This window comes from Roseateles saccharophilus (assembly GCF_031458095.1).
GTDB lineage: Bacteria > Pseudomonadota > Gammaproteobacteria > Burkholderiales > Burkholderiaceae_C > Pelomonas > Pelomonas saccharophila_A.
Genome location: NZ_JAVDXU010000002.1, coordinates 30,598 through 51,219, shown reverse-complemented (window position 1 = coordinate 51,219; position 20,622 = coordinate 30,598). Strand labels below are relative to the sequence as shown.

The window sequence follows — 20,622 nt, the reverse complement described above, 5'->3', positions numbered from 1 at the left end:
GGTAGATAGCCAAGACACCAAATAAAAGCAGAGAATCGCGAAGCATTGCTTCTGGATAACTTGTTCAATCAACCATGAGCCTGAATTACAGCTATCGCCATCTCTACTACTTCTGGGCGGTCGCCAAGGAGGGCGGCCTGACGCGGGCCGCCGAGAAGCTGGGCCTGTCGGTGCAGACGGTGTCGACCCAGGTGCGTGAGTTGGAGCAGGACCTGGGCGCGGCGCTGCTCAAGCCGGCCGGCCGGGGCCTGACGCTGACCGAGGCGGGGCGCGCGGCGCTGGACGTGGCCGACCAGATCTTTTCCCTCGGCGAGACCCTGTCCGAGCGCGTGCGCGAGGCCGTCGACGTGCCGACCGTGCGTCTGGCCGTCGGCATCTCGGACGGCCTGCCCAAGCTCGTTGCCCAGCGCCTGCTCGCGCCCATCCTGGACACGCCGCAGCTGCGCCTGCTCTGCCACGAGGACGAATTCGACGACCTGCTCGGCGACCTGGCCCTGCACCGACTGGACGTCGTGCTGGCCGACCGTCCGGCGCCGCCCAACCCGAATCTGCGCGTCTACAGCCATTCCCTGGGCAGCTCGCCCATCGCCTGGTATGCCCACCCGCGCTGGGCCAAGGCCGCGGCACGCGACTTCCCCGCCTCGCTGGCCGACGTGCCGCTGCTGCTGCCCACCTCGCATGCCGCGCTGCGCCCGCGCCTGGACCAATGGCTGAACGAAGAGGGCGTGCGAGTCCGTGTCACCGGCGAGTTCGAGGACAGCGCCCTGCTCGCCACCTTCGGCAGCGAGGGCCTGGGCGTCTTCCCGGCCGCGACGGCGGTGGACGATGCGCTGACCGGCCGCTACGGCGTCGTCAATGTCGGCCTGGCCGAGGGATTGGCGGAACAGTTCTACGCCGTGGGCACGGACAAGAAGATCAGCCACCCGCTGGTGCGCAAGCTGCTGCCGCAACCGGGCTGAGTCAGGCGCCTTGCTACAGTTGACGTTTACGTCAATCAAGAAGGCTCGGCGGCCTTGAAGCCGGGCCGACAGGAGACTCCCCATGAATCTGCCCGGCCTGAACTTCCAACTCGGCGAAGACATCGACGCGCTGCGCGACGCGGTGCGCGCCTTTGCCGACGAGGAGATCGCCCCGCGCGCGGCCGAGATCGACCACAGTGACCAGTTCCCAATGGATCTGTGGCGCAAGATGGGCGAGCTGGGCGTGCTGGGCATCACCGTGCCCGAGGAGTACGGCGGCGCCAATATGGGCTATCTGGCCCATATGGTGGCCATGGAGGAGATCAGCCGCGCCAGCGCCTCGGTGGGCCTCAGCTACGGCGCGCACAGCAATCTGTGCGTGAACCAGATCAAGCGCAACGGCAACGATGCCCAGCGCAGGAAGTACCTGCCCAAGCTGATCAGCGGCGAGCATGTCGGTGCGCTGGCGATGAGCGAGCCGGGCGCCGGCTCCGACGTCATCAGCATGAAGCTCAAGGCCGAGGACAAGGGCGGTTACTACCTGCTGAACGGCACCAAGATGTGGATCACCAACGGCCCCGACGCCGACACCCTGGTGGTCTATGCCAAGACCGAGCCGGAGCTGGGTGCGCGCGGCGTGACGGCCTTCCTCATCGAGAAGGGCATGAAGGGCTTTTCCATCGCCCAGAAGCTCGACAAGCTCGGCATGCGCGGCTCGCACACCGGCGAACTGGTATTCCAGAACGTCGAGGTGCCGGCCGAGAACGTGCTGGGCGCTGTGAACGGTGGCGCCAAGGTGCTGATGTCGGGCCTGGACTACGAGCGCGCCGTGCTGACGGGTGGGCCGCTCGGGATCATGCAGAGCGTGATGGACAACATCGTCCCCTACATCCACGACCGCAAGCAGTTCGGCCAGAGCATCGGCGAGTTCCAGCTCATCCAGGGCAAGGTCGCCGACATGTACACCGTGCTGCAGGCCGCGCGCAGCTTCGCCTATACGGTGGCCAAGAACCTCGACATGCTGGGCGCCGAGCATGTGCGCCAGGTGCGCAAGGACTGCGCCTCCGTCATCCTGTGGACGGCCGAGAAGGCCACCTGGATGGCCGGCGAAGGCATCCAGATCTTCGGCGGCAATGGCTATATCAACGAGTACCCGCTGGGCCGCCTCTGGCGTGACGCGAAGCTCTACGAAATCGGCGCGGGCACTTCGGAGATTCGCCGCATGCTGATCGGGCGCGAGTTGTTTGCGGAGACGATGTAACTCGCCATTGCGACAATGCCGTCATGACGACGACCACGAACCACGAACTCCAGGACCTGCTCGACAACAACAAGCGCTGGGCCGCCGAGACCGAGGCCCGCGAGCCGGGCTTCTTCTCGCGCCTGCTCAAGCAGCAGGAGCCGCAATACCTGTGGATAGGCTGCGCCGACAGCCGCGTGCCGGCCAATGAGCTGGTCGACCTGCTGCCGGGCGAGCTCTTCGTGCACCGCAACGTCGCCAATGTCGTCGTGCACTCCGACCTGAACTGCCTGTCCGTCATGCAGTTCGCGGTGGATCACCTGAAGGTGCGCCACATCATCGTCGTCGGCCACAGCAACTGCGGCGGCGTGCGCGCGGCGCTGTACGACCTGCGCGTGGGTCTGGTGGAGAACTGGATCCGCCATGTGCAGGACGTGCGGCATATGCACAGCGAATGGCTGAACGGCGTACCCGAGCCCCAGCGCGTCAATGCGCTGTGCGAGCTCAATGTGCTGGAGCAGGCCCGCAACGCCTGCCACACCACCGTCGTGCAGGACGCCTGGGAGCGTGGCCAGGAGGTCGTCGTGCACGGCTGGGTCTATGGCCTGCACAACGGCCTGCTGGAGGACCTGGCGCTGACGGCCGGCCGGCCCGAGGACGTGGACCCGGCCTACCGCCGCGCCCTGGCCAACGTCAAGGCACGCTACGCCACAGCGGCCTGAGTAGAGTCGCGCGGGTGTTCCCCACCCAGCTCACCGACTCCCGTGCCTTCGACATCGCCCAGGCCCTGCTGGGTGGCTTCGACAGGCACTACAAGCTGTTCCGCGCCACGTCCGCCGAGGCCAAGGCGCGCTTCGAGCGCGGCGACTGGGCCGGCCAGCAGCGCGCCCAGGCCCTGCGCATCGAGTTCTACGACACGCGGGTGGCCGAGGCCACGGCCTTGCTCGAGGAGCGCTTCGCGGCGTCCACGCTGCCCATGGAAGTCTGGCAGCAGGTCAAGCTGCACTTCATCGGCCTGCTGACCAACCACCACCAGCCCGAGCTGGCCGAGACCTTCTTCAACTCGGTGTGCACGCGCATCCTGCACCACGCCTATTTCCACAACGACTTCATCTTCGTGCGGCCGGCCATCTCGACCGAGTACATCGAGAACGACGAGCCCGGCGCCCTGCCGACCTACCGCGCCTACTACCCGGCACCCGACAAGCTGCGCGACACCGTCAAGCGCGTCATCACCAACTTCCAGCTGAGCGGCGAGTTCATCGACCTGCAGCGCGACGTCGACTGCGTGCTGGACGCCGTGCTGCAGCGCCTCGGCGAGTTCCGCCGCCGCGCCAACTTCCAGCTGCAGGTGCTGTCCAGCCTGTTCTACCGCAACAAGGGCGCCTATGTGGTCGGCAAGATCATCAACGGCTTCAGCGAGACGCCCTTCGCCCTGCCCATCCTGCGCGATGACGCCAGCGGTCGCTTCTTCATCGACGCGGCCCTGTTCGGCGAGGACGATCTGCTGGTGCTGTTCAGTTTTGCGCGCGCCTATTTCCTCGTCGACATGGAGGTGCCGAGCGCCTATGTGCAGTTTCTGCGCTCCCTGATGCCGCGCAAGCCGCGCTCCGAGATCTATTCGGCCCTCGGCCTGCAGAAGCAAGGCAAGAACCTCTTCTACCGCGACTTCCTCTATCACCTGCGCCATTCATCGGACAGGTTCCGTATCGCTCCCGGCATCAAGGGCATGGTCATGCTGGTGTTCGATCTGCCGAGCTGGCCCTTCGTCTTCAAGGTCATCAAGGACTTCTACCCGCCGGCCAAGGACACGACGCGCGAGCTCATCCAGAGCAAATACCTGCTGGTGAAGAGCCACGACCGTGTCGGCCGCATGGCCGACACGCTGGAGTACACGCGGGTGGCCTTCCCGCGCCACCGCTTCGAGGACGAGCTCATCGCCGAGCTGAAGCACTACTGCGCCAGCCTCATCGAGGAGAGTGGCGACGATCTCGTGCTGAAGCACGTCTATATCGAGCGTCGCATGGTGCCGCTCAACATCTATCTGCAGGACGCCACGCCCGAGCAGGTGGAGCGCGCCGTCATCGAGTACGGCAATGCCATCAAGGACCTCGTGGCTGCCAACATCTTCCCTGGCGACATGCTGTGGAAGAACTTCGGCGTGACCCGCCACGGCAAGGTCGTGTTCTACGACTACGACGAGATCGAATACCTGAGCGACTGCAACTTCCGCCGCGTGCCCGCGCCGCGCAACGAGGAGGAGGAGATGTCAGGCGAGGTCTGGTACGCCGTCGCGCCACGCGACGTCTTCCCCGAGACCTTCGCGCCCTTCCTGCTCGGCAACCCGCAGGTGCGCGAGGTGTTCATGCGGCATCACGCAGACCTGCTGGACGCGGCCTTCTGGCAGAGTCACAAGGAACGCATCCTGGCGGGCCATGTGCATGATGTGTTTCCCTACGACCCGGCCAGGCGCTTCGCCGCGGGTTGAGCCGAAGCGGCTCCGTCCGACAGACGTGTGACGGGCCGGCCACCAACAATGCGTCGGCACACTGGAGGAAGCCAGATGATCTTCGACGCCATCCGCGAAAGCCACGACCTGCAACGCGACCTGTGCCGCAAGCTCACGGCGTCGCGCGGTGACATGGCCACCCGCCAGCTGCTGTTCCTGCAACTGAAGGTCGAGTTGATGGCGCATGCGGCGGCCGAGGAGCGCCATCTCTATGTGCCGCTGCTGATGGAAGACGGGGGTCTTGACGCCTCGCGGCATGCGCTGCACGAGCATCATCAGGTGGACGAACTGCTCGAGGACCTGTCGGTGCGCAACAAGGCCCAGGATGGCTGGATCGCGACCGCGAAGACGCTCAGCTTCAAGGTGCGCCATCACCTCAAGGAAGAAGAATCCAAGTTCTTCCACGTCGCCGGCCGGCTGCTGTCCGAGACGAAAAAGCAGCAGCTCGCCGGCAAATACAAGCGCGAGATCGTGCGCATGCGCAAGCATTACGCGGCCGAGTACCAGACCGTGGCGGTTTCCGTGGCGACCGGCCGGGTCAAACCCGCCCAGCCCGCGGCCGACAAGCCGGCGACGCGCGGCAATGCCGGCGCAGGCGCCCAGTTGCGGGGCAAGGGCAAGCCGCGGCGCACGCGCTGACGCCGCGGCGATCACGGTTGAACCGGGCAAGCCGGGGTAGGCTAGAGCGCCATGAGAACAGCTTCGAACGCCTGGCTGCTGCTGATGCTGGTCTTTCTCACTGCCTGCACCACCATGCCCACACCTTCCGCTGAAGCCATTGCCGATCTGGCCCCCACCGGGCGGTTGCGCGCCGTCATCAATCTGGGCAACCCCATCCTCGCCAACAGCGATGCGGCCACGGCCGAGCCCGTCGGCGTTTCGGTCGACCTGGCGCGCGAACTGGCGCGGGAACTGGGTGTGCAGGCGGACCTGCTGGTCGTGAAGACGGCCGGCGAGGCGGTGGACGCGCTGGCCACGGGGCGCGTGGACGTGGGTTTTTTCGCCATCGATCCCGCGCGGGCCGCCACCACGGCCTATTCGGCGGCCTATGTGCAGATCGAGGGTGCCTACCTCGTGCGCAACGAGTCTCCACTGCAGTCCAACGATGAGGTGGACCGCGCCGGCACCCGCGTCGCCGTCGGTGCCCGCAGCGCCTACGACCTCTACCTCAGCCGCGAACTCAAGGCCGCCACGATAGAGCGTGCGCCGACATCACCCGAGGTCGTGAGCTACTTCCTGGCCCGGCAGCTCGATGTGGCGGCGGGTGTGAAGCAGCAGCTCGAGGCGGACGCGCGAAGCAAGCCCGGCTTGCGCCTGCTGCCGGGGCGCTTCATGGTCATCAACCAAGCCATGGGCATGGCCAAAGGCAAGGTGGCCGGCGCCCAGGCACTGGCGGACTTCGTGGAGCAGGCCAAGGCCTCGGGCTTTGTCGCCCGGGCCCTCGAGCGCCACGGCATTGCGGGCGCCGCGGTGGCGCCGCCAGCCGCGCCGCGCTGAAGCTCAGCCCTGCGTCGGCCGGAACACCCGCACCCGGTGGCCATCCGGATCGGCCGTCACGGCCGTGAAGCCGAAGTCCATGGCCGTGGGCGATTGCAGCACCGGCCAGCCGGAAGCCTTCCAGGCAGCGACGGCAGCATGCACTTCGTTGTCGGTGCCGACCGTGATGCCGATCTCGCTGCCGCCGCCGCGGTGCAGGCCCGCGGGCTGCACGTCGTGGGCGGCCCAGAGGCCGAGCATGGTCTTGTCGTTGAGCATGAACATCGCGAAGTTCGGGCTCTGTTCGACGGGCTCGCGGCCCAGCAGCGAGCGATAGAAGAGCACGCTCTCGGCGGGGCTGTGCACGTAGAGGATGAGGCAGTCGGGTTGCATGGCAGTCTCCCTGGTGATGGAAGACGCCATGCTCGGCGCGGGCGCTGACAGGGGTTGTCAGCAGCCCGCCTCACCCCCTTGCTTGACCCTAGGGCTTGAGGGTCGTGAACTCTCCGAAGCCCTTCAGTTGCTCGGCGATCTTGCCCGGGTCGCCGACGACGACCCAGCTCTGCTCGTCCGGGTTGAAGTACTTCTTGCCCACGGCCTGCACTTCGGCCGCCGTGACCTTCTGCAGGGCCGGCACGAACTTGCCGAGGAAGTCGGCCGGCAGGCCGATCAGCCAGTTGTTGGCCAACTGGCGGCCCAGCGATCCCTGCAGCTGGGTGCTGACGAGATAGCTGCCGGCCATATAGCGCTTGTTCATGGCCAGCTCGTCCTCGGGCACGGCCTCGGCGCCCAGGCGCCGGTACTCCTTGACGTACTCGGTCATGGCCGCCGCCGTCACCTCGTTGCGCACGTCGGCGCCGCCGGTGATGGCCCCGCCCACGCGCGAGGACTGGCCGCCGGCGCGGGCGCCGTAGGTGTAGCCCTTCTCCTCGCGCAGGTTCTGGTTCAGACGGCTGGAGAAGCCCGTGCCGATGACGGTGCTGGCCAGGCGCAGGGCCACCTGTTCGTCACCGCTGGCGGCCATGCCGGGGCGGCCCAGGCGCAGCGTGGCCTGCACGCTGCCGGGACGCTCCAGCAGCAGGCGCTGCACCGGGGCGGTGGCGGCGGGGGCGGGCAGGTCGGGCACGGCCTCGCCGCTGGCCTTCCAGTCGCCGAAGGCCGCCTGCGCCAGCTTCATCGCCTGGGCCGCGTCGATGCGGCCGGTGATGACGAGCAGGGCGCGGTCGGGGCGGAAGCGGCGCAGATGCTCGGCGCGCAGGCCTTCAGCGGTCACGCTCTTGATGGCGGCTTCGGTCTCCTGGGTGCGGCCGTAGGCGTGGTCGCCGTATATGGCGCCGTCCAGGGCCTTGGCGGCGCGAAAGCCCGGCTGGGTGCTGGCAGCCTTCAGGCCCTGCAGCGCGTTGACCTTGGCGAGCTGCACCTCGCCGTCCGGGAAGGACGGCTGGCGGGCCACCTCGGCCAGCAGGCGGGCCATGGCGTCGGCGTGCGAGGTCAGCGCATTGGCGACGAGGCTGATGCCATCGTTGCTGGCCGAGGCGCCGATGGAGCCGCCCATGGCCTGGGCGGCCTCGGCGATCTGCTTGGAGCTGCGCTGGGTGGTGCCTTCGGACAGCAGGCCGGCCAGCAGCTTGGCGCGGCCGGGGGCTTCCGGCCCGTCGGCACCGAAGCCGGCGCCGCGCACCGCCAGCACATAGTCGACGCGCGGGATGCCGTTGCGCGGCACGACCCAGACCTGCAGGCCGTTGGCCAGGGTCTGCTGGCTGATCTTGGGCACGGCCAGCGGCTTGTCCTTGCCGAAGGCCGGCAGTTCGGCGGGCAGTTGGGTGTCGGCGGCCTGGGCCGTACCGGCCAAGGCCAGGGCGGCGGCGATCACGCCGAGGCGGAAGCAGGAGAGGGTGGTGTTCTTCATCATCATCACGACCTCGGCATCAGGGTTGGGAGGCCGGCTTGGCGGCGGACGCTGCGGGCGCGGGCGCGGCCAGCATGGTGGCGGGCTTGCGGTCGATGACCGAGCGGTTGGCCTGGGTCAGATAGGCGGCGGCGACGCGCTGCACGTCGGCGGACGTGACGCCTTCGATCCAGCCCGGTACCTTGTTGACGACATGGGCGTCGCCCCACAGGGCCTGCAGCTTGGCCAGGCGGTCGGCGCGGCGCAGGAACATCTCCAGGTCGTTGTACCAGTCGGCGAGCAGGGCGGTCTTGAGGTTCTTTAGCGTCACCTCGTCCACGCCGTCCTTGACGATGCGGGCGACCTCTTCGTCGATGCCGGCCAGCAGCGCGTCGGCGTTGGTCGTTGGCTTGTAGAGGGCGAAGACGGTGAACAGGCTGGGGCCGTCGTATTCCCAGACGCCGGTCAGGCCGTAAAGCGAGTTCACGTTGAGAGCCAGCTCGCGGCCCTTGACCAGGCCCTGGTAGAGGCGCGAGGCATCGCCGCCGGCCAGCAGCTGGCCCAGCACGGCAAAGGGGGCCTGGTCCTTGCTGCCGCGGTCGGGCAGCTTCCAGGCCGCGGCGATGGCCGGTACCTGGGCCAGCTTGTCGGGTTGGGTCAGGCGGCGCTCGGCGGTGTTCAGGCCTTCGCGGAAATCGCTGGGCTTGGGCGTAGCGCGCGCGGCGATCTTGCCGAAGTACTTCTCGGCCAGCGCAAAACCCTGGGCCGGCGTCACGTCGCCGGCGATGGACAGCACCGCGTTGTTGGGGCCGTAGAAGTCGCGGTGGAAGGCGCGCACGTCGTCCAGGTTGGCGTTCTCCAGGTCGACGAAGCTGCCGTAGCCGTCATGCTTGTTCTCCCACTTGTCGAAAGCGAGAGCGGAGATGTCCAGCCACATGAAGCCGCCATAGGGCTGGTTCTGCACATTGACGCGGATCTCCTCCTTCACGACGTCCTGCTGGTTCTTCAGCGTCGTCGGGTTGAAGTCCAGCGTCGTCATGCGGTCGGCTTCCAGCCACAGCATGGACTCCAGCGCCGAGGACGGCGCGGTCTCGATGTAGTTGGTGAAGTCGGGGCGGGTCGAGCCGTTGTTGTTGCCGCCGCCCGAGGTGATGACCTTGTCGAACACGCCCTTGGGTGCCTTGGGCGTGCCCTGGAACATCAGGTGCTCGAAGAGGTGGGCGAAGCCGGTGCGGTTCTGCGGCTCCAGCCGCATGCCGACCTTGTAGACGACGCTGATGCCCACGGTGGGGCTGCTGGCGTCGGGCGAGACGATGACGGTCAGGCCGTTGGCCAGCTTCTTGGTATGGACGGGGATCTGCCAGCGGTCGGCCTGGGGCCCATCCTTGGGCGCGGCCACGGTCGGGCCGGCGGTGAGTGCAAGTGCCGCGGCGCTGATGGCGCCCAGCACGGCACGGCGGGTGGTCTTCAACATGGGGACTCCTGTGCGGGAACGGCGGGCAGTGTCCACGCCTTTGGCAGGGATGCCGCAGGGCATGTCGGGAAAACCCGGCGGGGACGCTTGGCGGGGTTGGGGCGACGGTAGTTTTCACCCGCTGCCGCGTGATCCCTGGCGGGCCGTGCTTGCGTCCTTGATGGGGAGTGCGGCGTGTTGCTGCGCTTGCAACCCATTGGAGACCATCATGGCCGCATTGCCCGTCACCATCGCCCTGAAGAACATCAAGTGCAAGATCGAGACCGACGAGGTCGGCTCGGACGAGCCCTATGTTCTCGTCACCGCCGTCGACCTGGGCAACCCGCTGCTGCCCAATGCCGAGGTCACGCTTTACGGCCCCTGGAGCGACGTCGACGAGGGCGAGACCCACGGCACCCAGCCGCTGCAACCCGGCATCAACCCGAGCGATATGCCCTTCATCGTCTGGCGCAAGAACGCCTGGGGGCCTTCGGGCAGCGCCAAGGCCATTCCCAACCTGGGCAATGCCGTCATCCTCGTGTCCATGATGGAGCACGACGACGGCAAGCCGGGCACGGCGCGCGAGCTGGTCAAGGGCGCCGTCGTCAGCTCCCTGGCTGCGTCCGCCGGCATGACACGGGCCCAGCGCGTCACCAAGCTGAAGGCCGACATCAATGGGGCGCTGGGCATCCCGACCGGCTTCCCCAACTTCGATGATCGCGTCGGCACCACGCAGGAGCTGGCCCTCAGCGCCAACCTGCTCGACGTGGCCGCCGGCCCCAAGACCAAGACGCTGACCATCGTCGGCGACGGCGGCAAGTACGAGGTCACGTTCGTGGTGACCAAGGGCTGAAAGTGGCGGCGGCTGAGGGCTCAGTCGCCGCGCCTCTCATTTGGGTTTCTTGGGCTTGACCTGCTCCGCCGTGTTGTCACCCGAAGCGACGCCACCACCGAGAGCTTCGGCGAGGGCGGACGTGAGCCCACGTTGAGGTGCGGCGTTTGCCGCAGTCGTGACGAAGGCAATGGCGGCGCAGGCGAGCAGGGCTCTCAAGGACTTGGACATGCGGACTCCATCGACAAGGCGATCCGCATCTTCTGGCTGTCCCTCTTCGCCAGCGAACCCCTACGGCACTATTTACCGACGACCTTCTCGGCCGGGCAGGCGGTAGAGGCCGGATCGGGGCACTTGGGCTTCTTGGGGCCGACCTGCGTGCTCAAGTTGCTGCCGTTGGTGCTGACGCTGCCCCCATTGCCACCGGCCGCAGGCGCTGCGCCGCCGGGCTTGGAGGTGGTGGTCTTCGCGGCCGGCGCGCTGGCAGCGGTCGTGGCGGCGGGTTTGGCGGCCGCGCTGCCTTCGGCGGCTTGCGACGGCATTGCGACGCCCACGAGCGCCAAGGTCAAGGTACACAAAGCGGTTTTCATCAGCGTCTCCTTCAGTAGTCCAGCAAAGCCAGCCCCGGTGGCAGCGGGCTGGAGGGGGGCGTGCGCCACGTCGTCAGACGCGCGCGTATCGCGCTGGCGTCGGCACGTTCGGCCAGCGCATCAGCGTAGTTGGCAAGAGCCGCGAATACGTCGCGGCCTTCGCCCAGTGCGACCAGCGCCCGCAGGCGCGCGAGGTCCGGGTGCCCCGCCGGCAATCCGGCAAGGCCCAGGGCCAGTGCTTCGCGGTAGGCGGTGCTGGCCGGTCCGGCATGCCCTGCGGCTTCGTGGGCCAGCCCCGACAGTGCCAGCGTAAGCCAACGGTCGGCATCCCGTTCCCCCAGCCGCGCGCGCAGGGTCCGGTCGGCCTGCTCCAGCAGCACGAGGGCGCCGGCTGCGTCACCGCGACGCAGCGCAGCTTCGCCCAGCAGCGTGCGCGCGCGCTCCGCAGCCGTGACGTCGCTGGTCTGCAGTTCGGCCAGCAAGGCGCTCAAACGTGTCTGCGCGCCGGCGACATCGCCGCGGCGCAACTGCAACCGTGCCGCCACCAAGCCGATCTGGGCAGCGGCGTCGGCATCGCCGCTGCCTTGAGCAAGTTTCAAGGCGGCCAGGGCTTCGCGCTCGGCTTCATCCGCCAGCCCATGGTGGAAGAGGGCGTTGGCCAGCCAGGTACGGGTGTAGAGCGTGTTGAGGTTGGCAGGCCCCAGCACCTCGCTCAACTCCTTCACGCTGGCCCTGAGCAGCCCAACGGCGACGGCATAGCGCCCCAGCTCCACTTCCATCGTCGCTTGTGCCATGCGGGCCTGCGCACCGACCATCCGCCCCGAGTTGGCGCTGGCCGAGACAACCGCCGCCGTCCAGCGGCGCACATCGTCCCAGCGGCCTTGCGCGCGGGCCAGGCTGGCCTGGGCATCGGCCACTCTGGCGTAGCGTTCGTGTGTAGGGCCGAAGCGCGCACGGGCGCCGCGTTCGGCGCGTTGAAGCATCAGCTGCGCCTCCTCCAGCCGGCCGGCCTCCAGGGCCATTTCGCCGAGCTGCGTCAACGCCGACACGGCGACCGGGTCGTCGTCGTGACCCACCAATAGCGGCGTCAGCAATTGCCGGGCGGTCTCGCCGTGGCCCAGCCGGCGCTGTGCATGGGCCAGTTCCAAGGCGACCGTGCGGCCGTCCTCCCCGCGACCTTGCATTTGCGCGTGAGACAGCGCCAGCGCTTCAGCGGCCAACGTCATGTCACCGCTTTGCGCCAACAGCAACCCCAGCGGCCTCGCCACCTCCGCCAGCAACGCCGGGTCATCTTCCAGCCGCCGCTTCGCCTCAGCCCAGCTGCGCCTGAGCAACTCAATCATCGGCACCGTCGCACTGCCTGAGGCATCGGGGCTCAGCCCGCTCAGCAACTGCGTCAATACGCTCTGCACACGCCGCGTGCGCTCCGCCTCCCTCGTGGCTTCGTGCCATTGCCAGGCTGTGGCGACCATGCCGGCCAGCAGGCTCGCGAGCACCAGGCTGAGCGCGACGAGCTGCAACCGATAGCGCCGCGCGAACTTGGCGCTGCGATAGGCCAGGGAGTCGGGCCTGGCGAGGATGGGGCGGTGCTCGAGATGCCGGCGCACGTCGTCGGCCAGGGCACTGGCGCCGGCATAGCGTTCGTCGGGGCGCTCCTTCAGTGAGCGGCCGACGATCAGCGCCAGATCGCCATGCAACTCAGGACCGGGTTCGCGCTGACGGGTCAACAGCAGGCAGAGCAGGCGGCCGAGGGCAAACACGTCGGTGGCTGTGCTGACCGGCTCGCCCCGCAATTGCTCGGGGGCGGCGTATTCCGGTGTCAGGCCGGCAGGGACTTGAGCCGTCAGCTCCGCGCCGGTGTCGCCCTCCAGCAGCTTGGCAACGCCGAAGTCCAGCAGCTTCACCTGGCCGTCGGCCGTGACGAGGATATTGCCGGGCTTGAGGTCACGGTGCACGACGAGGCGGGCATGCGCATGGGCCACGGCGTCGCAGACTTGCAGGAAGAGCTGCAGGCGTGCGGCCACGTCCAGGTTGCGAACCTCGCACCAGCGATCGATGCGCTCGCCGTCCACCAGCTCCAGCACCAGGTAGCGCGTGCGCGTGGCACCGATCAGCGTTTCGCCAATGTCCAGCAAGCGGGCGATATGCGGATGGGTCAGCCTTGCCAGCAGCTCGCCCTCCCGGCGAAAGCGCGCCTGGGCCGCCTCGCCGCGCCAGGGGCTGTGCAGCAGCTTGATGGCGGCCTCGCCCTGGTGGGCGCCGTCGCTGCGCCTTGCCCGCCAGACCTCGCCCATGCCGCCGCTGCCCAGCGGCGCGACCAGGGTCCAGGCACCGAGCACCTGGCCGGCCAGCTCGGGGGTGTTGGGCAGTGGGGCGGGCTGTTCCAGAAAGCCGCCCGCTTCGGCGGCGCGGTCGGCGTTGATGAGAGCCTCCAGCCGCTCGCGCTGTGCAGGCGGCAGCTCCGACAGCAGGGCCTCGCGCTCCGGTGGGCTGGCGTCCTGCCAGGCGTCAAAGGCGGCCAGCGCGCCGGCCCGATCGGAGGTGTTCACGTTTGCAAGGCGTCGAACAAGAAGGCGCGCGCCTTGCGCCAGTCGCGCTTGATGGTGGGCACCGACACGCCCAGCAGCTCGGCGATCTCTTCGAGCTCCAGCCCGCCGAAGAAGCGCATCTCGACGACCTGGTGGGCGCGGTCGTCGGCGCGCGCCAGCATCTGCATGACGTCGTCGAGCTTGAGCACGTCGGGCGGCGCCAACTGCTCCAGCGCCGTGGTCGACAGCGTCACCTGGGCACCCGCGCCGCGCTTGTCGGCGTGGCGTTCGCGCAGATGGTCGATGATGACGCTGCGCATGACCTTGCTGGCGTGGGCGAAGAACTGGGCGCGGTGCAGGGCCGCTTCGCGGCCGGCGCTCTTCAGCCAGACCTCATGGATCAGCGCCGCCGGCTCCAGCGTCATCGGTGCATGGCCGGCCAGGTGGCTGCGCGCCAGGCGCTTGAGTTCGGGGTAGAGCAGGGTGTAGAGCCTGTCCCTGGCCTCGGCCTGGCCCGAGGCCAGGGCCGTCAGCAGCTGGGTGATCTCCGTCATGGCGCGATGCTGGCCCCAAGCGGCACTGCGCGGAACCCCCAGCTTGGCGCGCGAGAATGCTGGTTTGACCTAGCACCCACCCATTCCATGTCCGAAGCCACCCGCCCCGAACTGCCCGACCACCTCAGCGTCGACCCGCGCAGCCCCCATCACGTCGCTGCCGTCTTCGAACATGACATCGGCATCCGCTTCAACGGCAAGGACCGCCACGATGTCGAGGAATACTGCATCAGCGAAGGCTGGATCAAGGTGCCCGCCGGCAAGACCCTGGACCGCAAGGGCCGGCCGCTGTGCATCAAGCTCAAGGGCCAGGTCGAGGCCTTCTACCGATAGGACATCAGCACCAGCGCTGCTGCCGCCAGCAGCGCAATCCAGGCCGGGTGCCGGCCGCGGTTGCTGAGCAGCACCAGGCCGCTGCTGACCGCCAGCGCCGCCGCGATGGCGGCCTCGACGACACCGCTCGACAGCGCCCGCACGGCCGGCTGGGCCAGCCACAGCAGCACGACCGCCAGCGCCCAGGCCAGGGCCGTCACGACATGCCAGCTCGCCCACAGGATGCGGGTCTGGAATTCGCGCAGACCCGGCTGGCCGCCGCTCGGCACCAGTCCGCCCTTGCGCAGATGGTGGAACACCATGCGCTCGCCGAGCACGGAGTGCACGAGGCCGATGAGGAAGACCAGGGCCGCGGCGGCCACGAGCCAGGGGTTCATGCCCGCCTCCTCAAGTTCAGGCGCAGTCCCCCATCCGGCCGCAGCGTGACGGCCATGCGCGGCTTGGGTGCCGCCTGGCCGACCGGGTTCAACTCGAAGCGCTGCAGCACCAGGGCCGCGATCAGCGTCATCTCCAGCACCGCGAAATGCTGGCCCAGGCAGACCCGTGGCCCCAGGCCGAAGGGGATGTAGGCGCCGCGCGGGATCTCATGCGCAGCCCCGGGCAGGAAACGCTCGGGCTTGAACGCCAGCGGCGCGTCCGGCCACCAGCGCGGGTCGCGGTGCAGCAGCCAGGGCGTCACGCGCACCAGGGTGCGCGCCGGCAGGCGCACGCCGCCCAGCGTGATCTCGCGCGTCAGCCGCCGCGTCAGGATGCCGGCCACCGGTGGATACAGGCGCATGGCCTCCTTCAGCGTCGCCGACAGAAAAGGCAGGGCGCTGGCGTCGTCGGACGTCGGCACGCGGCCGGCCAGCACGGCGTCGACCTCGGCCCTCGCCCGTGCCTGGGCCTCGGGGTGGGCGGCCAGCAGCCAGCTCCACCACAGCAGGGCGGTGGCGCTGGTCTCATGGCCGGCCTGGAAGCTGACCATGCATTGGTCATACACCTCCTGGGCCGACAAAGCCTCGCCGGTGGCTTCGTCACGCAGGGCCATCAGCATGCCGAGCAGGTCGGACTTGTTCTCGCTGGAGGCGCGCCGCGCGTTGACGTGGCTGCCCAGCAGGCCATGCATCAGCTTGTTGGCGCGCCGCTTGGCCGCCTTGCCGGGCAGGGGCAGCCAGTCGGGCAGGGTGAAGGGCCAGAACATCTCGGCCAGCGCCGTTTCGCTGAGCACCTGCACGGCATGGGCGGCTGCGGCGGTGTCGCCGCCTATGGGCGTGCTGAACAGCGTGCGCGAGATGACGTCCATGGTCAGATGGCTGAACAGCTCGTCCATCGCGACCTCGCCATCGCGCACGGCATCCAGGCCCGCCACGGCGGCCTCGGTCATCAGTGCCGCATAGCCGGCGACCCGCTTGGGCGTGAAGGCCTGCATCAGCATGCGGCGCTGGCGCTGCCAGGTCGGCCCTTCGGTGACGAGGACGGACTGCCCCATCAGCTCGGCGAACACCTCGGGCCCGCGCGCCCAGCGGATCAGCGCATCCGCATGGTCCACCATGACGGCGCGCACCAGCTCGGGGTCGAAAACATCGACGCCGCGTTCGCCGAGGATGCGCTGGGCCACCAGGTCGCCCAGGGGCCGCTGGGCGGAGATCACCGCGAGGTAGTCGCGCCGCATCGCCATCAGCACGGGGAAGCCCCACCAGCGGGTGGGGTGGGCAGGGAGATCGTTCCAGGTCAGTGAAGTCATGGGCCGCATGGTGCGCCGGGAGCCGTTCCAGGGTCTTGAACGAATGCGACACTGATCGCATGAACGACGCTGGCACCCGCCTCTGGCTGCCGCCGCTGGCCCTGGCCGGCTGCGTGCGTGGCGTCATGCTGCGCGACACCCGCGGCCGCCAGCTCGATGCGGTGCAGCGCGAAAACTACTTCCCCGCCACGCCGCTGGTGCAGCTGTTCTGGTGGGCCGAGGGCAGCAGCGAATGGCTGGCGACGCCGGGCTTCTCGACACCGCCGCCCGAGCGCCGCCACGCGCCCGCGCTGTTCGGCGGCCCCTTCACGCTGCCCACGCACACGCGCAACCCCGGCGACATGTGGGCTTTCAAGCTGTTGATGCTGCCCGATGCCTTCGCGGCGCTGACCGGCATCGCCTTGGAGCGCCACGTCAACCGTGTCGTTGATGTGCGTGAAGCACTGCCACAAGATTGGCTGGCGTGGGCCCGGCTTATGTCCGACGCCGTGGACGACGAGGCGCGGCTGCGGCTGCTCGAGGAATTCCTGCTGCCGCGCTGGCAGGCCCTGGGCACCCAGCGTCCCGGCCACCGCTACGCGGCCTGGACCGAGGCCCTGGCGGTGCGCGCTGCCACCAGTTCGGCCGGCCGCAGCCTGCGCCAGCTGGAACGCCGCATCAAGGCCTGGGCCGGCCTGCCGATGCGCGAATTGCGCGCGGTCTCGCGGGCCGAGAACGCCTTCTACGCGGTGGCCGCCGCCGAGGGCGGAGGGGGTGTGAACTGGGCCGACATCGCCGCCGACAACGATTACGCCGACCAGAGCCATCTCTGCCGCGAGACGCGCCGCCTGACCGGTTTCAGCCCCGAGGACCTGCGCCGGCGCATCCAGGTCGAGGAAGCGTTCTGGGCCTATCGCCTGTGGCGCTGAGGCAAACTCGCGCGATGCCGCGCCGCCTGCCCGTCCTCTGCGCCGTGGTGCTGGGTGGGCTCGCGTGGCAGGCCGTTGCGGCGACCTGCCCCCAGCCCCTGCGCATAGGCTTCAGCGACGCCGCCTCGCCACCCGGCCTGCTGGGCTCGGGGCCGACGTTTCCCGAACCGCCCGGCTGGGAGGTCGTCGCCGTGCGCGAGGCGCTCAAGCGGCTGGGCTGCCAGGCCGAACTGCTGCGCCTGCCCAACCGGCGCCTGTCGGCCTCCCTGGCCCAGGGCAGCGTCGACATCGGCCTGCTGTTCGGCACCACGCCGGAGCGGCTGCGCAATTTCAGCTTCCCCCTCGACGCCCAGGGCAAGCCCGACCTGACCTGGGCGCCGGTGTTCGGCCACCTGGCCCTGTTCGGGCGGGCCGGCGAGGCTGCCGACCCGGCCTGGGACGGGCAACGCCTGCCCGCGGGCCTGCGCGTTGGCGTGCTGACAGGCTCCGTGCAGGAGACCATCGCCCGCGGCCGTGGCTGGGCCATCGAGTCCATTGGCGCGCTCGACGGCGGGCCGACCATGCTGCAGGCGCGCCGCTTCGACCTGCTGCTGACGACGCGCGAGGTGCTGTCGCCCGAGCAGCGGGCCGAGCTGGTCGAATGGACGCCTGGCGTGGCCAAGCTGCCCTATTTCGCGCCGGCTTCGCCCGCCTTCGTGCAGCGCCACCCCGATTGGACGCGCGCCTTCTGGCGCCAGTTCTGCCAAGCGGTGCGGCGCCAGGAACCGGAGGTCCGGCCGGCCGACTGCGGCAGCGCGCCGGCCAGCGCCTGGCGCTGAACCGCTCGAACCGGGGGCGCGCCGGCGGCGCCGGCTTTCTAAACTCGGGCGCATGTCGCGCTGGTCCTGCGGGCTCTGTGGCGTCGCACTGAGCGGCGGCATGGCCCTGGCCGCGGCCCAGGGCTGCCCCGAAGCGCTGCGCATCGGCTTCACCGATCGCGCCGGCCCACCCGGGCTGCTCGGCCATGGCAGCCAGTTCGCCGATCCGCCGGGCTGGGCCGTCGTCGCGGTGCGCGAGGCGCTGCGCCAGCTGGCCTGCAAGGCCGAACTCGTGCGCCTGCCCGGGCGTCGCCTCAGCGCTGCGCTGGCCCAGGGCGAAGTGCATTTCGGGCTGTTCTATGGTCCTTCGCCGGAGCGGCTGCGCAGCTACAGCTTCCCGCTCGACGCCCATGGCCGTCCCGATGCCGCCTGGGCGCCGGTATTTGGCCATCTGGCCCTGTATGGGCGCGCCGGCACGGCCCCCGATCCCGGCTGGGACGGCAACCATCTGCCGCCGCGCTCGCGCGTCGGCGTGCTGGCCGGATCGGTCCAGGAGGCGCTGGCCGGCGAGCGCGGCTGGGCGACCGAAACCGTGCTGACCTTCGACAGCGAGGTGGCCATGCTGCAGGCGCAACGCTTCGACCTGCTGCTGACCGCCCGCGAGGGCTTGTCGCCCGAGCAGCGCGCCGATCTCGTCGAATGGTCGCCGGTGGTGGCCCGGCAGCCCTATTTCGTGCCTGCCGCGCCGTCCTTCGCCCAGCGCCACGCCGCCTGGACGCGCGCCTTCTGGGCCGAACTCTGCCAGGCCGTGCGGCGCCAGGCGCCCGACGCCCGCCCCGCCGACTGCGGCATCCTGCCGCCGCCGCCCCGGCGCTAGGCCTTGGCCCAGCGAATGACCCAGGCATTTGGTGGTGATTGACGTTAACGTCAATTGATGGCGTCAAAATGGCGCATCTGAGTTACCAACGGAGTACAGCCATGTCCGACCCTATCGTCATCGTTTCCGCTGCGCGCACGCCCATCGGCGGCCTGCTGGGTGATTTCGCCGGCCTTGCCGGCTGGGAGCTGGGCGCCGTCGCCATCAAGGCCGCCGTCGAGCGCGCTGGCGTGCCGGGCGATTCGGTCGACGAAGTGCTGATGGGCAACTGCCTGATGGCCGGCCAGGGCCAGGCCCCCGCCCGCCAAGCCGTGCGCAAGGCCGGCCTGCCGGACTCGGCCGGTGCCGTGACCCTGAGCAAGATGTGCGGCTCGGGCATGCGCACCATGATGTTCGCCCACGACATGCTGGCGGCCGGCTCGGCCGAGGTCATGGTGGCCGGCGGCATGGAGAGCATGACCAATGCGCCCCACCTGATGTTCGCCCGCAAGGGCATCAAGTACGGCGCCAGCGCCGTCTACGACCACATGGCCCTGGACGGCCTGGAAGACGCCTACGAGCGCGGCAAGGCCATGGGCGTGTTCGCCGAACAGTGCGTCGCCAAGTACAGCTTCAGCCGTGAGGCCATGGACCAGTACGCCATCACCTCCACCCAGCGCGCCAAGGCCGCCAACGAAAGCGGCGCCTTCGACTGGGAAATGGCGCCGGTGACGCTGAGCGGCCAGAAGCCTGGTTCTGGCGACACCGTCGTCAAGTTCGACGAGCAGCCCTTCAAGGCCAAGCTCGACAAGATCCCGTCGCTGAAGCCCGCTTTCAAGAAGGACGGCGCCATCACCGCGGCCACCTCGTCCAGCATCTCCGACGGCGCCGCCGCCTTGGTGCTGATGCGCGAGAGCACGGCCAAGGCGCGCGGCCTCAAGCCCATCGCCCGCATCGTCAGCCATGCCGTGCATGCGCAGGCCCCCGAGTGGTTCAGCACCGCCCCGGCCGGCGCCATCCAGAAGGCCCTGGCCAAGGCCGGCTGGCAGGCGGGCCAGGTCGACCTGTGGGAAGTCAATGAAGCCTTCGCCGCCGTGACCATGGCCGCCATGGCCGAGTTCAAGCTGCCTCACGACATCGTCAACGTCAACGGCGGCGCCGTCGCCCTGGGCCACCCCATCGGCGCCAGCGGCGCCCGCATCGTCGTGACGCTGCTGGGCGCACTGAGGGCCCGCGGCTTGAAGCGCGGCATGGCGGCGCTGTGCATTGGTGGTGGCGAGGCCACGGCGCTGGCGGTCGAGATGCTCTGAGTCCGTGGTCGGGCTTAGGTGCTGGGGTTGGTTGCTCTGCCTGGTGCTGGCCCACGAGGCCAGTGCCACCCAGTGCGCCACTCCGCCCATCCATGCGCAACGGCTTGCGCAAGGCAAGCTCGCGGACTCCGTGGCCGTCTGGGTGGGTCGCATCGTCGCGCTCGGTGATCGACTCAGCGCGCCTGCCGTCGACTGGGACCAGCGGCAGATAGTTCGGTTCCAGGTGGAGCGCTGGATCAAGGGCAGCGGGGGCCGTGAAGTAGACGCGGTTCTGCCCCTGGCGAATTTGGGTGGCGTGGGAGCACGGCTGCTGGTGTTCACCCGACCGAACTTGCCTGACGAGCAACTCAAGCAGATGCAGGGGCGGATCGAGGCCCGTCGATGGCGCGCGCAAGAAGCGGGCGCGCAGGCTCTGCAACGCAGTCCTCCCGAAGAGGACAGCCTGACGCCAGATCTCCCCTCGCTTTCTGCGGGTCATCGGTGCGAACAGCGCGTTTTTTACATGCAATCGGACGACGCGGATGTGCGGTCAACTTTCAGCGCCGCACCCCAGGAGCTCAATTACAGCGCTGAAGCGCTGCTTTGGTGGCTGGATGCTGCACCGCCGTCCAATGCCCACCAGCCGCAAGGAGCGGCAAATCCGGGCCGATGAGTTCGCACGGC

General features: G+C 69.0%; 22 protein-coding genes. 13 read left to right on the top strand and 9 right to left on the bottom strand.

What is annotated here, in order from left to right; genetic code table 11:
* The first annotated feature begins 74 nt into the window (after nucleotides 1–74).
* From J2X20_RS12840 to J2X20_RS12815, 6 genes are all read left to right on the top strand, one after another.
* Complete coding sequence (locus J2X20_RS12840; protein ID WP_310265290.1) at nucleotides 75–959, top strand: LysR family transcriptional regulator; 885 nt, start codon at nucleotides 75–77, stop codon at nucleotides 957–959.
* 82 nt (nucleotides 960–1,041) lie between these two features.
* The gene (locus tag J2X20_RS12835; RefSeq protein ID WP_310265288.1) at nucleotides 1,042–2,220 is read left to right on the top strand and encodes an isovaleryl-CoA dehydrogenase; all 1,179 of its coding nucleotides are present in this window, start codon (nucleotides 1,042–1,044) and stop codon (nucleotides 2,218–2,220) included.
* A gap of 23 nt (nucleotides 2,221–2,243) precedes the next feature.
* Nucleotides 2,244–2,921 carry a carbonate dehydratase gene (gene can / locus J2X20_RS12830; RefSeq protein WP_310265286.1) on the top strand — a complete coding sequence of 226 codons (678 nt, stop codon included), beginning with the start codon at nucleotides 2,244–2,246 and terminating at the stop codon, nucleotides 2,919–2,921.
* Nucleotides 2,922–2,935: 14 nt separating this feature from the next.
* Nucleotides 2,936–4,687 (top strand): bifunctional isocitrate dehydrogenase kinase/phosphatase, encoded by a 1,752-nt coding sequence (gene aceK / locus J2X20_RS12825; RefSeq protein WP_310265284.1) that lies wholly within the window; start codon nucleotides 2,936–2,938, stop codon nucleotides 4,685–4,687.
* Nucleotides 4,688–4,762: 75 nt separating this feature from the next.
* The gene (locus J2X20_RS12820) at nucleotides 4,763–5,347 is read left to right on the top strand and encodes a hemerythrin domain-containing protein (RefSeq protein ID WP_310265282.1); all 585 of its coding nucleotides are present in this window, start codon (nucleotides 4,763–4,765) and stop codon (nucleotides 5,345–5,347) included.
* Nucleotides 5,348–5,461: 114 nt separating this feature from the next.
* Nucleotides 5,462–6,205, top strand: coding sequence for a transporter substrate-binding domain-containing protein (locus tag J2X20_RS12815; protein WP_310267820.1), 744 nt, complete (start codon nucleotides 5,462–5,464; stop codon nucleotides 6,203–6,205).
* Between the two features lie 3 nt (nucleotides 6,206–6,208).
* Here J2X20_RS12815 and J2X20_RS12810 read toward each other — a convergent pair whose 3' ends face one another.
* From J2X20_RS12810 to J2X20_RS12800, 3 genes are all read right to left on the bottom strand, one after another.
* A complete protein-coding gene (locus tag J2X20_RS12810) occupies nucleotides 6,209–6,577 on the bottom strand; it encodes a VOC family protein (protein WP_310265279.1) in 369 nt (122 codons plus the stop codon).
* 88 nt (nucleotides 6,578–6,665) lie between these two features.
* Nucleotides 6,666–8,099, bottom strand: coding sequence for a M16 family metallopeptidase (locus tag J2X20_RS12805; RefSeq protein WP_310265278.1), 1,434 nt, complete (start codon nucleotides 8,097–8,099; stop codon nucleotides 6,666–6,668).
* Nucleotides 8,100–8,112: 13 nt separating this feature from the next.
* The gene (locus J2X20_RS12800; protein WP_310265276.1) at nucleotides 8,113–9,546 is read right to left on the bottom strand and encodes a M16 family metallopeptidase; all 1,434 of its coding nucleotides are present in this window, start codon (nucleotides 9,544–9,546) and stop codon (nucleotides 8,113–8,115) included.
* 208 nt (nucleotides 9,547–9,754) lie between these two features.
* On the opposite strand from J2X20_RS12800, the gene J2X20_RS12795 reads away from it, so the two are divergent.
* Entirely contained in the window at nucleotides 9,755–10,378 is a 624-nt protein-coding gene (locus tag J2X20_RS12795; protein ID WP_310265274.1) for a hypothetical protein, read from the top strand.
* 36 nt (nucleotides 10,379–10,414) lie between these two features.
* Here the strand turns inward: J2X20_RS12795 and J2X20_RS12790 are convergent, their stop codons facing one another.
* The 4 genes from J2X20_RS12790 to J2X20_RS12775 all read right to left on the bottom strand — a co-directional run bounded on the left by J2X20_RS12790 (nucleotide 10,415) and on the right by J2X20_RS12775 (nucleotide 14,029).
* The gene (locus J2X20_RS12790) at nucleotides 10,415–10,588 is read right to left on the bottom strand and encodes a hypothetical protein (protein ID WP_310265272.1); all 174 of its coding nucleotides are present in this window, start codon (nucleotides 10,586–10,588) and stop codon (nucleotides 10,415–10,417) included.
* 68 nt (nucleotides 10,589–10,656) lie between these two features.
* Nucleotides 10,657–10,947 carry a hypothetical protein gene (locus J2X20_RS12785; RefSeq protein WP_310265270.1) on the bottom strand — a complete coding sequence of 97 codons (291 nt, stop codon included), beginning with the start codon at nucleotides 10,945–10,947 and terminating at the stop codon, nucleotides 10,657–10,659.
* Between the two features lie 11 nt (nucleotides 10,948–10,958).
* A complete protein-coding gene (locus J2X20_RS12780; RefSeq protein WP_310265268.1) occupies nucleotides 10,959–13,496 on the bottom strand; it encodes a protein kinase domain-containing protein in 2,538 nt (845 codons plus the stop codon).
* The gene (locus J2X20_RS12775) at nucleotides 13,493–14,029 is read right to left on the bottom strand and encodes an ECF-type sigma factor (RefSeq protein WP_310265266.1); all 537 of its coding nucleotides are present in this window, start codon (nucleotides 14,027–14,029) and stop codon (nucleotides 13,493–13,495) included. The genes J2X20_RS12780 and J2X20_RS12775 overlap by 4 nt, the downstream gene beginning before the upstream one ends.
* Nucleotides 14,030–14,116: 87 nt before the next feature.
* On the opposite strand from J2X20_RS12775, the gene J2X20_RS12770 reads away from it, so the two are divergent.
* Entirely contained in the window at nucleotides 14,117–14,362 is a 246-nt protein-coding gene (locus tag J2X20_RS12770; protein ID WP_310265263.1) for a DUF3297 family protein, read from the top strand.
* On the opposite strand, the gene J2X20_RS12765 is transcribed toward J2X20_RS12770, so the two are convergent.
* Complete coding sequence (locus tag J2X20_RS12765; RefSeq protein ID WP_310265262.1) at nucleotides 14,353–14,739, bottom strand: hypothetical protein; 387 nt, start codon at nucleotides 14,737–14,739, stop codon at nucleotides 14,353–14,355. The two genes, J2X20_RS12770 and J2X20_RS12765, sit on opposite strands and share 10 nt — an antisense overlap.
* The gene (locus tag J2X20_RS12760; protein WP_310265260.1) at nucleotides 14,736–16,088 is read right to left on the bottom strand and encodes a cytochrome P450; all 1,353 of its coding nucleotides are present in this window, start codon (nucleotides 16,086–16,088) and stop codon (nucleotides 14,736–14,738) included. The genes J2X20_RS12765 and J2X20_RS12760 overlap by 4 nt, the downstream gene beginning before the upstream one ends.
* A 59-nt stretch (nucleotides 16,089–16,147) precedes the next feature.
* Between J2X20_RS12760 and J2X20_RS12755 the strand changes: the two genes are divergently transcribed.
* The 5 genes from J2X20_RS12755 (at nucleotide 16,148) to J2X20_RS12735 (ending at nucleotide 20,611) form a co-directional block, all read left to right on the top strand.
* Nucleotides 16,148–16,996 carry a helix-turn-helix domain-containing protein gene (locus J2X20_RS12755; RefSeq protein ID WP_310265258.1) on the top strand — a complete coding sequence of 283 codons (849 nt, stop codon included), beginning with the start codon at nucleotides 16,148–16,150 and terminating at the stop codon, nucleotides 16,994–16,996.
* A 14-nt stretch (nucleotides 16,997–17,010) separates the two neighbouring features.
* Nucleotides 17,011–17,814, top strand: a complete 804-nt coding sequence (locus J2X20_RS12750; protein WP_310265256.1) for a hypothetical protein — start codon at nucleotides 17,011–17,013, stop codon at nucleotides 17,812–17,814.
* Between the two features lie 52 nt (nucleotides 17,815–17,866).
* Nucleotides 17,867–18,670 carry a hypothetical protein gene (locus tag J2X20_RS12745; RefSeq protein WP_310265254.1) on the top strand — a complete coding sequence of 268 codons (804 nt, stop codon included), beginning with the start codon at nucleotides 17,867–17,869 and terminating at the stop codon, nucleotides 18,668–18,670.
* A gap of 101 nt (nucleotides 18,671–18,771) precedes the next feature.
* A complete protein-coding gene (locus tag J2X20_RS12740; RefSeq protein WP_310265252.1) occupies nucleotides 18,772–19,959 on the top strand; it encodes an acetyl-CoA C-acyltransferase in 1,188 nt (395 codons plus the stop codon).
* Nucleotides 19,960–20,002: 43 nt separating this feature from the next.
* A complete protein-coding gene (locus tag J2X20_RS12735; RefSeq protein ID WP_310265251.1) occupies nucleotides 20,003–20,611 on the top strand; it encodes a hypothetical protein in 609 nt (202 codons plus the stop codon).
* The last annotated feature ends 11 nt before the right edge of the window (nucleotides 20,612–20,622 follow it).

Coding starts and splice junctions, on each gene's coding strand:
- J2X20_RS12765 (WP_310265262.1), bottom strand. CDS start 14,739: ATGAACCCCTGGCTCGTGGCCGCCGCGGCCCTGGTCTTCCTCATCGGC.
- J2X20_RS12775 (WP_310265266.1), bottom strand. CDS start 14,029: ATGACGGAGATCACCCAGCTGCTGACGGCCCTGGCCTCGGGCCAGGCC.
- J2X20_RS12835 (WP_310265288.1), top strand. CDS start 1,042: ATGAATCTGCCCGGCCTGAACTTCCAACTCGGCGAAGACATCGACGCG.
- J2X20_RS12790 (WP_310265272.1), bottom strand. CDS start 10,588: ATGTCCAAGTCCTTGAGAGCCCTGCTCGCCTGCGCCGCCATTGCCTTC.
- can (WP_310265286.1), top strand. CDS start 2,244: ATGACGACGACCACGAACCACGAACTCCAGGACCTGCTCGACAACAAC.
- J2X20_RS12805 (WP_310265278.1), bottom strand. CDS start 8,099: ATGATGATGAAGAACACCACCCTCTCCTGCTTCCGCCTCGGCGTGATC.
- J2X20_RS12795 (WP_310265274.1), top strand. CDS start 9,755: ATGGCCGCATTGCCCGTCACCATCGCCCTGAAGAACATCAAGTGCAAG.
- J2X20_RS12810 (WP_310265279.1), bottom strand. CDS start 6,577: ATGCAACCCGACTGCCTCATCCTCTACGTGCACAGCCCCGCCGAGAGC.
- J2X20_RS12820 (WP_310265282.1), top strand. CDS start 4,763: ATGATCTTCGACGCCATCCGCGAAAGCCACGACCTGCAACGCGACCTG.
- J2X20_RS12785 (WP_310265270.1), bottom strand. CDS start 10,947: ATGAAAACCGCTTTGTGTACCTTGACCTTGGCGCTCGTGGGCGTCGCA.
- J2X20_RS12760 (WP_310265260.1), bottom strand. CDS start 16,088: ATGACTTCACTGACCTGGAACGATCTCCCTGCCCACCCCACCCGCTGG.
- J2X20_RS12745 (WP_310265254.1), top strand. CDS start 17,867: ATGTCGCGCTGGTCCTGCGGGCTCTGTGGCGTCGCACTGAGCGGCGGC.
- J2X20_RS12800 (WP_310265276.1), bottom strand. CDS start 9,546: ATGTTGAAGACCACCCGCCGTGCCGTGCTGGGCGCCATCAGCGCCGCG.
- J2X20_RS12755 (WP_310265258.1), top strand. CDS start 16,148: ATGAACGACGCTGGCACCCGCCTCTGGCTGCCGCCGCTGGCCCTGGCC.
- J2X20_RS12840 (WP_310265290.1), top strand. CDS start 75: ATGAGCCTGAATTACAGCTATCGCCATCTCTACTACTTCTGGGCGGTC.
- J2X20_RS12740 (WP_310265252.1), top strand. CDS start 18,772: ATGTCCGACCCTATCGTCATCGTTTCCGCTGCGCGCACGCCCATCGGC.
- J2X20_RS12770 (WP_310265263.1), top strand. CDS start 14,117: ATGTCCGAAGCCACCCGCCCCGAACTGCCCGACCACCTCAGCGTCGAC.
- J2X20_RS12750 (WP_310265256.1), top strand. CDS start 17,011: ATGCCGCGCCGCCTGCCCGTCCTCTGCGCCGTGGTGCTGGGTGGGCTC.
- J2X20_RS12815 (WP_310267820.1), top strand. CDS start 5,462: ATGCCCACACCTTCCGCTGAAGCCATTGCCGATCTGGCCCCCACCGGG.